Source organism: Acerihabitans sp., from assembly GCF_036398755.1.
GTDB lineage: Bacteria > Pseudomonadota > Gammaproteobacteria > Enterobacterales > Enterobacteriaceae > Acerihabitans.
Map to the genome: position 1 here is coordinate 22805 of NZ_DASWOM010000015.1, position 9741 is coordinate 32545.

At 57.7% G+C, this 9741-nt stretch carries 12 protein-coding genes and 1 pseudogene; 11 read left to right on the forward strand and 2 right to left on the reverse strand.

Going from position 1 to position 9741, the window contains the following annotated elements:
* The gene (locus VGC33_RS02330; protein WP_331118626.1) at window positions 1-603 is read left to right on the forward strand and encodes a LysE family translocator; all 603 of its coding nucleotides are present in this window, start codon (window positions 1-3) and stop codon (window positions 601-603) included.
* Between the two features lie 7 nt (window positions 604-610).
* Here the strand turns inward: VGC33_RS02330 and VGC33_RS02335 are convergent, their stop codons facing one another.
* Complete coding sequence (locus tag VGC33_RS02335; protein ID WP_331118628.1) at window positions 611-2536, reverse strand: ABC transporter ATP-binding protein; 1926 nt, start codon at window positions 2534-2536, stop codon at window positions 611-613.
* Window positions 2537-2668: 132 nt separating this feature from the next.
* On the opposite strand from VGC33_RS02335, the gene kefG reads away from it, so the two are divergent.
* From kefG to slyD, 4 genes are all read left to right on the forward strand, one after another.
* Window positions 2669-3238 carry a glutathione-regulated potassium-efflux system ancillary protein KefG gene (gene kefG, locus VGC33_RS02340; protein ID WP_331118649.1) on the forward strand — a complete coding sequence of 190 codons (570 nt, stop codon included), beginning with the start codon at window positions 2669-2671 and terminating at the stop codon, window positions 3236-3238.
* On the forward strand, window positions 3231-5075 hold the full coding sequence (kefB, locus tag VGC33_RS02345; protein WP_331118630.1) for a glutathione-regulated potassium-efflux system protein KefB: 1845 nt from the start codon (window positions 3231-3233) through the stop codon (window positions 5073-5075). Before kefG ends, kefB begins: the two co-directional genes overlap by 8 nt.
* Entirely contained in the window at window positions 5059-5262 is a 204-nt protein-coding gene (locus tag VGC33_RS02350; RefSeq protein WP_331118632.1) for a YheV family putative zinc ribbon protein, read from the forward strand. Before kefB ends, VGC33_RS02350 begins: the two co-directional genes overlap by 17 nt.
* A gap of 94 nt (window positions 5263-5356) precedes the next feature.
* A complete protein-coding gene (gene slyD / locus VGC33_RS02355) occupies window positions 5357-5938 on the forward strand; it encodes a peptidylprolyl isomerase (RefSeq protein WP_331118634.1) in 582 nt (193 codons plus the stop codon).
* 93 nt (window positions 5939-6031) lie between these two features.
* Here slyD and VGC33_RS02360 read toward each other — a convergent pair whose 3' ends face one another.
* Complete coding sequence (locus VGC33_RS02360) at window positions 6032-6250, reverse strand: protein SlyX (protein ID WP_162367218.1); 219 nt, start codon at window positions 6248-6250, stop codon at window positions 6032-6034.
* Between the two features lie 329 nt (window positions 6251-6579).
* On the opposite strand from VGC33_RS02360, the gene fkpA reads away from it, so the two are divergent.
* The 6 genes and pseudogenes from fkpA to rpsL all read left to right on the forward strand — a co-directional run.
* Entirely contained in the window at window positions 6580-7449 is an 870-nt protein-coding gene (fkpA, locus tag VGC33_RS02365; protein WP_331118638.1) for an FKBP-type peptidyl-prolyl cis-trans isomerase, read from the forward strand.
* A 281-nt stretch (window positions 7450-7730) separates the two neighbouring features.
* Window positions 7731-8453, forward strand: coding sequence for a helix-turn-helix transcriptional regulator (locus VGC33_RS02370; RefSeq protein ID WP_331118640.1), 723 nt, complete (start codon window positions 7731-7733; stop codon window positions 8451-8453).
* Between the two features lie 2 nt (window positions 8454-8455).
* Entirely contained in the window at window positions 8456-8842 is a 387-nt protein-coding gene (tusD, locus tag VGC33_RS02375; protein WP_331118651.1) for a sulfurtransferase complex subunit TusD, read from the forward strand.
* A gap of 15 nt (window positions 8843-8857) precedes the next feature.
* On the forward strand, window positions 8858-9217 hold the full coding sequence (gene tusC / locus VGC33_RS02380; protein WP_331118642.1) for a sulfurtransferase complex subunit TusC: 360 nt from the start codon (window positions 8858-8860) through the stop codon (window positions 9215-9217).
* Between the two features lie 14 nt (window positions 9218-9231).
* Window positions 9232-9519, forward strand: coding sequence for a sulfurtransferase complex subunit TusB (tusB, locus tag VGC33_RS02385; RefSeq protein ID WP_331118643.1), 288 nt, complete (start codon window positions 9232-9234; stop codon window positions 9517-9519).
* A 132-nt stretch (window positions 9520-9651) separates the two neighbouring features.
* A pseudogene (gene rpsL, locus VGC33_RS02390) lies at window positions 9652-9741 on the forward strand (30S ribosomal protein S12); the annotation flags it as partial.

The window sequence follows — 9741 nt, forward strand, 5'->3', positions numbered from 1 at the left end:
GTGGAACTGAGTCTTTTTCTGTCAATGCTGGGGTTTCTCTGGGTGGCCGCCATTACCCCCGGTCCCAATAATATGCTGCTCACCGCCTCGGGCGCCAACTTCGGCTTCTGGCGTTCAATGCCGCTGATGATCGGCATCATGCTCGGCATGCAGTGCATCCTGCTGCTGGTGGCCTTCGGTATCGGCGGCCTCATCACGCTCTACCCGTCCCTGCATTTTATGCTGAAGGTGGCGGGCAGCCTGTACCTGCTGTGGCTGGCCTGGAAAATCGCCACCGCCGCTTATGAAAAGCTGGAAACCGACGCGCCGCCGCCCAAGCCCATTCCCTTCTATCAGGGCGGACTGCTGCAGTTCCTCAATCCAAAGGCCTGGCTGATGGCGCTGGGCGCGGTGGCCAGCTTCAGCCTGAGCGGCGGCGCCTATATCACCTCCGTCGGCGCCATCAGCATCGGCATCGTCAGCGTCAATATCGTCTCCGGCGTAATCTGGCTCGGCTTCGGCTCCCTTATCGGCCGGCTGCTGCGCAGCCAACGCGCCTGGGTCATCTTCAATGTCGCCATGGGCCTGCTGACGGCGGCCTGCGTCCTGCTGATCTGGCGCTGACGCGCGGCTATTGCGCCTCAAAGGCCCGGGTCAGGGTTTCCAGCTGTTCCTGGGCATCCAGCCACGCCGTTTCGGCGTCTTCCAACTGCGATTTCACCTTGGCCTGCCGCTGTAGGGTTTGGGCCAGATCCGCCTTTCGGCTGATATCATACAGCGCCGCATCGGCCAGTCCGGCTTCGATGCCCTCCAGTTCCACGCCCAGGGATTCCATCTGCTGTTCATAACGGCTGATGGATTTGCGCAACGGCTGGGTTTGATTACGAAAATCCGCCTCGCGCCGCTTCTGGTCCTTTCTGGCCTGGGCGTTATTGCCCTGCGGCACCGGGTTTTCCGTGTCGTTGCCGTCCTGCGCCGTGGTCTGGCGCTGCTGATCCACCAGCCATTGCTGGTAGTCCTCCACATCGCCGTCAAACGACTCGACCCGTCCGTCATGCACCAGGTAAAACTCATCGGTGGTAGAGCGCAGTAAATGGCGATCATGGGAAACCACCACCAGCGCACCGTCAAAATCGATCAGCGCCTCGGTCAACGCCTGGCGCATATCCAGATCCAGATGGTTGGTCGGCTCATCAAGCAGCAGCAGGTTGGGGCGCTGCCAGACAATCAGCGCCAGCACCAGCCTGGCCTTCTCGCCGCCGGAAAACCGCGCGGTCGGCTCGGTTACTTTATCGCCACGGAAACCAAAACCGCCCAGATAGTCGCGCAGCGCCTGCTCGTACTCCTGCGGCGCCAGACGCATCATATGCGCCAACGGCGATTCGTCGGCGCGCAGAAACTCCAGCTGATGCTGGGCGAAATAACCCAGCTTGATGCCTTTCGCCAGGCCGATGGCGCCGGACTGAGGCTCGAGGGTGCCGGCCAGCAGCTTGATAAGCGTCGACTTGCCGGCGCCGTTGCGCCCGAGCAGGCCGATGCGCGAACCGGGCACCAGGTTAAGCTTAATCGAATTAAGGATAATGCGATCGCCATACCCGGCGCTGACTTTCTCCATGCTGAGCAGGGGGCTTGGCAGGCTTTCGGGAATCCGGAACTTGAACTGGAAAGGATTATCCACATGGGCCGGGGCAATCAGCTCCATCCGCTCGAGCATCTTGATCCGGCTCTGCGCCTGCTTGGCCTTGGTGGCCTGGGCGCGGAAACGGTCGATATAATGCTGCAAATGGGCCACTTTTTCCTGCTGGTGCTGGAACAGCGATTGCTGCTGCGCCAGTTTGGTCACCCGTTGCTGCTCGAAAGACGAGTAGTTGCCGGTATATTCATTCAACGTCTGCTGTTCAATATGCAGAATTTTATTTACGATAGGATCCAGAAAGTCCCGATCGTGGGAAATCAGGATAAGCGTACCGCTATAATTCTTCAGCCATTTTTCCAGCCAGATTACCGCGTCCAGATCCAGATGGTTGGTCGGCTCATCAAGCAGCAGCAAATCGGAGCGGCAAATCAGCGCCTGCGCCAGGTTAAGGCGCATGCGCCAGCCGCCGGAAAAATCCCGCACCGGCTGCTGCAACTGATCCTGGCTGAAACCCAGTCCATGCAGCAGGCTTGAGGCGCGCGGACGGATGGTCCAGGCCTCGATAACGTCCAGCTTGCCGTGCACCGTGGCGATGGCGTGACCGTCGTTTTTCTCGTTGGCGAGCTGGAGTTCGGCTTCCAGCTGGCGATATTCGCGATCGCCATCGATAACATACTCCAGCGCCGGCACGTCCAGGGCCGGCGTCTCCTGGTTAACCCAGGCCATGGACCAGTTGGCGGGGAAGGTCACGCTGCCGGCGTCGCAGCCAAGTTCGTGCTTCAACAATGCCAAAAGTGTTGATTTGCCGCAGCCGTTCTTACCGACCAGCCCGACCTTTTGCCCCGGATTCACCGTGGCGGTGGCGTTATCCAGCAGTACGTTGGTACCGCGACGAATTTGCAGTGAGGAGAAGACAATCATAAAGCGCCATAGTTTGAGAGTATGTTAAATTGACATTATTGAATGCTATCCAGGATAACCTGTCCTGGTTTCAACTTTGCGAAGCATGGTAGCGGAAAACCCGCGCCCTGACGACGCTTTGGAGGGGAATTGATCGCGCAGCCACCCAAAGTTTTGTTGTTGTATGCCCATCCGGAATCACAGGATTCGGTTGCCAACCGGATTTTGTTACAGGCGGCATCGTCGCTCGAGCATGTCACCGTACATGATCTTTACGCGTTTTATCCGGATTTTTTTATCGATATTCACCACGAACAGCAATTATTGCGTGAACATCAGGTCATTGTGTTCCAACACCCGCTTTATACTTACAGCTGTCCGGCATTATTAAAAGAGTGGCTCGACCGGGTGCTGGCGCGGGGCTTTGCCAGCGGCATCGGCGGCGACGCCCTGGCCGGAAAATACTGGCGGACGGTCATCACCACCGGCGAACCGGAGGGCGCTTACCTTAACCGCGGATACAATCGCTACGGCATGGAGGATATATTGCGTCCGTTCGAACTGACCGCCACCCTGTGCCGCATGCATTGGGTGCGCCCACTGGTTATTTATTGGGCCAGACGACTGGATCCCGCCGTCCTGGCGCGCCATGCCGCCGAATACGCCCAATGGCTGAACAATCCGCTGGTCGCGCTGAACGAAAGAGGGCAACGCATTGGATAGCAGTCCGTCGTTTTTGACCGCCGTAGTGCTGTTTTTGTTTGCCGCCGTCGTCGCGGTGCCCATCGCCCAGCGCCTGGGGATCGGCGCGGTGATTGGCTACCTGGCGGCGGGCATCGCCATCGGCCCGTGGGGGCTGGGTTTTATCCGTGATGTGGATGAAATCCTGCACTTTTCGGAGCTTGGCGTGGTTTTCCTGATGTTTATCATCGGCCTGGAACTGAATCCGTCGAAGTTATGGGAACTGAGGCGATCGATCTTCGGCGTCGGCGCCGCGCAGCTGCTTGTTACCGCGCTGCTGCTGGGTGGCGCCCTTTACCTGACCCATGCCCCCTGGCAATCGGCGCTGATAGGCGGCATCGGCCTGGCCATGTCGTCCACCGCCATTGCGCTACAATTGATGCGCGACAAGGGCATGAATCGCAATGAAGGCGGCCAGCTCGGGTTTTCCGTGCTGCTGTTCCAGGATATGGCGGTGATCCCGGCGTTGTCCCTGATCCCCATCCTGGCCGGCGGCGGCGGTGAACCGAGCGACTGGATGAAGATTGGCCTCAAGGTGGCGGCGTTTTTTGTCATGCTGGTGGGCGGGCGCTATCTGCTGCGGCCGCTGTTCAGGTATGTCGCCATGGCCAACGTGCGCGAGGTGTTCACCGCCGCGTCGCTCATGGTGGTACTGGGGGCGGCGCTGTTTATGGATATGCTCGGCCTGTCCATGGCGCTGGGCACCTTTATCGCCGGCGTGCTGCTGGCGGAGAGCGAATATCGCCACGAGCTGGAGATCGCCATCGAGCCTTTCAAGGGATTGTTGCTCGGGCTGTTTTTTATCTCGGTGGGCATGGCGCTCAACCTGGGCATTTTATATGTCCACCTGCTCACCGTGCTGGCCGGTCTGGCGGTCCTGGTGGCGATCAAAGGTACGGTGCTGTATATCCTGGCTCGGTTGTCCGGGCTGCGCAGCTCGGTACGGCTACAGTTCGCCGGCGTGCTTAGCCAGGGCGGGGAGTTCGCTTTCGTGCTGTTTTCCGCCGCCGGCGCGCAAAAAATCCTGTCGGCCGATCAGCTGGCGCTGTTGCTGGTGACAGTGACACTGTCGATGATTACCACACCATTATTAATGCAATTAATCGATCTTATCCTGGTCCGACGGTACAATGCCCTGGACGATGATGATGAAAAACCCTTTGTGGACGATGACGAGCCGCAGGTGATCATCGTCGGTTTCGGCCGTTTCGGCCAGGTGATTGGTCGCCTGCTGATGGCCAATAAAATGCGGATTACGGTACTTGAGCGCGATATCAGTGCGGTAAGCCTGATGCGCAGCTATGGTTATAAGGTGTATTACGGCGACGCCACCGAGCTGGAGCTGCTGCGCGCCGCCGGGGCGGAGAAGGCGAAAGCCATTGTGGTCGCCGCCAATACGCCGGAAGACAACATGACTATCGTGCATCTTTGCCAGCAGCATTTCCCGCACCTGAAAATCCTGGCGCGGGCGCGGGGCCGCGTCGAGGCCCATGAGCTGTTGCTGGCCGGGGTGACGCAGTTTTCGCGGGAAACGTTTTCCAGTGCGCTGGATCTGGGCCGCAAGGCGCTGCTTGAGCTGGGCATGCATCCCCACCAGGCCTATCGCGCGCAGCAGCATTTTCGCCGTATCGATACCCGGATGCTGCGGGAACTGATGCCGCAGCTGCAGGGGGATGTGGCGCAAATATCACGCGTCAAGGAAGCCAGGCGCGAGTTGGAGGATATCTTCCAGCGCGAAATGCAGCATGAGCGTCGCCAGCTTGACGGCTGGGAAGATAACCACCCGCAGGGAGATAAACCTCATGACGGCAAAGCGTAAACGTTTTATCGCCGGCGCGGTATGCCCCGAGTGCCAGGCAAAGGATACCCTGGCGGTGTGGCGGGACCAGGGGACGGATAACGTGATTTGTGTAAAGTGCGGTTTCACTCAGCGCCAAACCGATCGGGCGGCTGCGGATCAAACGCCGGCAAAGGACGGCATTATCGGTATTTTTCATCCGGAGTAGCCTTACAACCTCAATTTTTTTAAGCTGAAGGATACATGCGCGTAAATTTTCGTTAGAATCTGCGCCAATTTAGTTTCCAACGGTAGGAGATATCATGAAAGTAGCAAAAGACCTGGTGGTCAGCCTGGCTTACCAGGTACGGACAGAAGATGGCGTGTTGGTCGATGAGTCTCCGGTGAGCGCGCCGTTGGACTATCTTCATGGGCATGGTTCTTTAATCTCGGGCCTGGAAAATGCCCTGGACGGCCATGAAGAGGGCGATAGCTTTGATGTGCATATCGTCGCCGACGACGCCTACGGTCATTACGACGATAATCTGGTGCAGCGCGTCCCGAAAGAGGTGTTCATGGGCGTCGAGGAGCTTGAGGTCGGCATGCGTTTCCTGGCTGAAACCGATCAAGGCCCGGTGCCGGTTGAAATTACCGAAGTCGACGGCGACCATGTGGTGGTTGACGGCAACCACATGCTGGCCGGCCAGGACCTGAACTTCCATGTCGAGGTGCTGGCGATTCGTGAAGCGACGGCCGAAGAGCTGGCCCACGGCCATGTCCACGGCGAGCACGATCATGAACATGAAGGTCACGATCATGATCACGGCGACGACTGCTGCGGCGGCCACGGCCATGACCATAAAGGCGGCGGTTGCGGCGGCAATGGCGGCTGCGGCTGCCACTAAATTATGCTTACGGGCATGATGGCCAAAACATAATGACGCCATAAAGCCATCCCGTTGTGTTACAGGGATGGCGTTCGGATGCCGCCACCGTAGCTAATAATGCGGCGGCGGCGTCTCTTCGGACTGCGATGCGATAATCGAGGTCTGCTGCGTGCGCAGTTTCTCCGATAATAACCGCAGTTGCTCCTGCAGTCTGCCGATATCGCGTTGATGCGCGACCACGGTCTGGTTCAGTTCATCTATCGTGACTTCCTGGAACGCCAGCCGGCCCTCCAGCAAATCCAGGCGTTGTTCCAATTGGGATAATTCCATATTCTCCTCCTCTCAATACCGGTTATCATGCAGTAGGGACGATCGCGTCGACCCGACCTCTAACCCGGATTAAGCTGCGACAACCACCAGATGCTTATTCTATCGGTAAACGGCGATGAATGCCCGCCGCAAGCCTAACTATATTCCAATAACGCCGAACCAGACTGCAATGGCGTCGGTAAAAAAGAAACTTCTTGTCGTAAAAAAAGTCTTATAAAAACTCAATTCATCGGGATAGCGATTGTGTTGTGTTTACGCTCACGGCTATAGTATCGGCTTAACTTAGTTATCGACCTTGGGACAAGATAGCCCAGGCTATGGAGATATGGATGAAATCACTGTTAAAAGTCACGCTGTTGGCCACCACCATGGCGCTAGCCCTCAATGCCGCCCAGGTAATGGCCGCGGATAGCACCGCTACGGCTGATGCCCCCGCCGCGGCTGGCGCTACAGCGACCGCTCCGGCAGCGGCTCCGGCCAACGCCACCTCGGACAAGTTTAAAAGCAGCGAGGAACAGGCTGCTTACGCGTTAGGGGCCTCTTTGGGTCGGTACATGGACAACTCGTTGAAAGAACAGGAAAAGCTGGGTATCAAGCTGGATAAAGATCAGCTGATTGCCGGTGTTCAGGACGCGTTCGGCAACAAGAGCAAGCTGACCGACGAAGAGATCGAAGCCACCCTCCAAAGCTTTGAGGCGCGCGTGAAAGGCGCGGCCCAGGCCAAAATGGAACAGGAAGCCAAGGACAATGCCGATAAAGGCGATAAATTCCGCGCCGACTACGCCAAGCAAAAAGGCGTGAAGAAAACGGCAAGCGGCGTCCTGTACAAAGTTGAAAAAGCGGGTACCGGCAAGGCGCCGACCAATAGCGACACCGTGGTGGTTAACTACAAGGGTACGCTTGCCGACGGCACGGAATTCGACAACTCCTACAAACGCGGCGAACCCTTGTCATTCCGTCTTGACGGCGTGATCCCGGGCTGGACCGAAGGCCTGAAAGAAATCCGCAAAGGCGGCAAGATCGAGTTGGTCATTCCGCCGGAGCAGGCCTACGGCAAAACCGGCGTCCCGGGTATTCCAGCCAACTCCACCCTGATTTTCGACGTTGAACTGCTGGATATCAAACCGGCGGCAAAGGCGGCTGAAGGCGACAAACCGGCGGCCGAAGCACCGGCCGGCGCGGCTGAAACCAACAAATAATCGCACTGCCTGCGCGTAAAACGCGTTTCCAGTCGCTCAACGGCGGTGTCTGTGTCTACAGCCATCGCCGTTTTTTTTGATGCCTTCAGCGGGAAAACCGCTCTTTTATGACGACAGAAGCGCGTTATCGCGCGCCTGTCGCCCAATAAGTTGTAAAAATCTGTCCAAACACAAGGACAGCGTTTTAAATCATTTGCTAGACTAGCGACCGGTAAATACAACTGACAGCCGAGTTTGTCCATGGATGCGGACAGGCTCGCTTTAACGGGTGGTGTCTGCATATGTCTACTTCTCTTCCGACTCCGGAATTCAACGAACTGGATGTTTTGGACGAACGGCCATTCAGCCCGGTTGATCATGAAATACTGTCATCCTACGAAGCCGCGGTGGACGGGCTGGCGATGCTTATCGGCGAACACTGCGAAATCGTGCTGCATTCCCTTGAGGATTTGAAAAGCTCCGCCGTGCGCATCGCCAACGGCGAACACACCGGACGTAAAATCGGCTCGCCCATTTCCGACCTGGCGCTGCGCATGCTGCATGACATGGCGGGCGAGGACAGCAGCGTATCCAAAGCCTATTTTACCCGCGCCAAAAACGGCGTGCTGATGAAATCGGTCACCATCGCCATTCGCAACCGCGAACAGCGGGTTATCGGTTTGCTGTGCATCAATATGAATCTTGACGTGCCTTTTTCCCAAATCATGCAAACCTTTATCCCGCCGGAAACCCAGGAGAACGCCACGTCGGTCAACTTCGCGTCCTCGGTGGATGATTTAGTGGCGCAAACCCTTGAATTCACCATCGAGGAAGTCAATGCCGATCGCGGCGTGTCCAACAACGCCAAGAACCGGCAGATTGTGCTTAACCTGTATGAAAAGGGCATTTTCGATATCAAGGACGCCATCAACCAGGTGGCGGATCGCCTGAATATTTCCAAACATACGGTCTATTTATATATCCGCCAGTTCAAAAGCGGTGATTTCCTGGGATTGGATCGGTGAGCCTGCGTTACTGCCTGATGGTCGGCGGACCGGCCTATGGCACGCAGCAATCCAGCGGCGCCCTGCAGTTCGCGCGGGCCTTGCTGGCCGCCGGCCACCGGATTAACAGCGTATTTTTTTATCAGGACGGCGTCTATAACGCCAACCGCCACACGTCGCCGGCCGGCGACGAGGTGGATATCGTCCGCGCCTGGCAGCAGTTGGGCCGGGAACATCAGGTGCCGTTGGATGTGTGTGTTTCCGCGGCGTTGCGCCGGGGCGTGACCGACGGGACGCAAGACGAACGGCCGGCGACGGGCCAGGGCAACCTGCAGCCGGGTTTTACCCTGAGCGGCTTGGGCGCGCTGGCGCAGGCCGTGCTCGAGTGCGACCGGTTTATTCAGTTTTAAGTTTAAGGTGCGCCGATGAAACGCCTTGCCTTTATTTTTAGCCGGGGTCCCCACGGCGACGCGGCCGGACGGGAAGGACTGGACGCGCTGCTGGCCGCGTCGGCGCTGACCGATGAGATCGGCGTGTTTTTTATTGCCGACGGCGTCCTGCTCCTGTTGCCGGGGCAGCGGCCGGAGGAAATCCTGGCGCGTAATTTCATCTCCACGTTCGGCGTACTGCCGATCTACGGCATCACGCGCTGCTATCTCTGCGCGGAGTCCCTGGCGGAGCGCGGTCTGTCCGGTGCCGGCGGCTGGGTGCTCGACGCGGAGGTGCTCCCGGCCGCGCGCTGGCGTGAACGTTTGTCCGATTTTGATACTGTCTTGACGTTTTAATCCGAGAGAACACCATGCTCTATACCCTTGGCCATTCCCCGTACGCGCGGGACCTGCCGGCGCTGCTGCTCACCGTACGCAGGGGCGACGATCTGCTGCTGATGCAGGACGGCGTTATCGCCGGGCTGGCGGGAACCGCCGCGTTGGAAAAGCTTGTCGCCTCACCGCTTGGTCTATATGCGCTTGACGCCGATGTCGCGGCCCGGGGGCTTATTGCTCATTTTTCGGACAAAATAGCCCTTATCAGCTATACTGGGTTTGTCTCGCTTACGGTAAAACAACCGCAACAAATGGCATGGTAAGCAGGGTTTATTGTATATTTCTTGACACCCTCACCCGTCGGCCATAAAATTCTGCGTCCTCGTTCTTTGCCTTGCGGCTTGACGAGGCGATTTATTACGTGTTTACGAAGCAAAAACCAGGAGTTTTATCGAATGGCAACAATTAACCAGCTGGTACGCAAGCCACGCACCATGAAGGTTGCTAAAAGCAACGTTCCGGCGCTGGAAGCATGCCCGCAAAAA

Excerpts from the sequence above, each read along its gene's own strand:
- VGC33_RS02335 (WP_331118628.1), bottom strand. The coding sequence starts at position 2,536 with ATGATTGTCTTCTCCTCACTGCAAATTCGTCGCGGTACCAACGTACTG.
- VGC33_RS02350 (WP_331118632.1), top strand. The coding sequence starts at position 5,059 with ATGACGGCAAAGCGTAAACGTTTTATCGCCGGCGCGGTATGCCCCGAG.
- slyD (WP_331118634.1), top strand. The coding sequence starts at position 5,357 with ATGAAAGTAGCAAAAGACCTGGTGGTCAGCCTGGCTTACCAGGTACGG.
- VGC33_RS02360 (WP_162367218.1), bottom strand. The coding sequence starts at position 6,250 with ATGGAATTATCCCAATTGGAACAACGCCTGGATTTGCTGGAGGGCCGG.
- fkpA (WP_331118638.1), top strand. The coding sequence starts at position 6,580 with ATGAAATCACTGTTAAAAGTCACGCTGTTGGCCACCACCATGGCGCTA.
- VGC33_RS02370 (WP_331118640.1), top strand. The coding sequence starts at position 7,731 with ATGTCTACTTCTCTTCCGACTCCGGAATTCAACGAACTGGATGTTTTG.
- tusC (WP_331118642.1), top strand. The coding sequence starts at position 8,858 with ATGAAACGCCTTGCCTTTATTTTTAGCCGGGGTCCCCACGGCGACGCG.
- tusB (WP_331118643.1), top strand. The coding sequence starts at position 9,232 with ATGCTCTATACCCTTGGCCATTCCCCGTACGCGCGGGACCTGCCGGCG.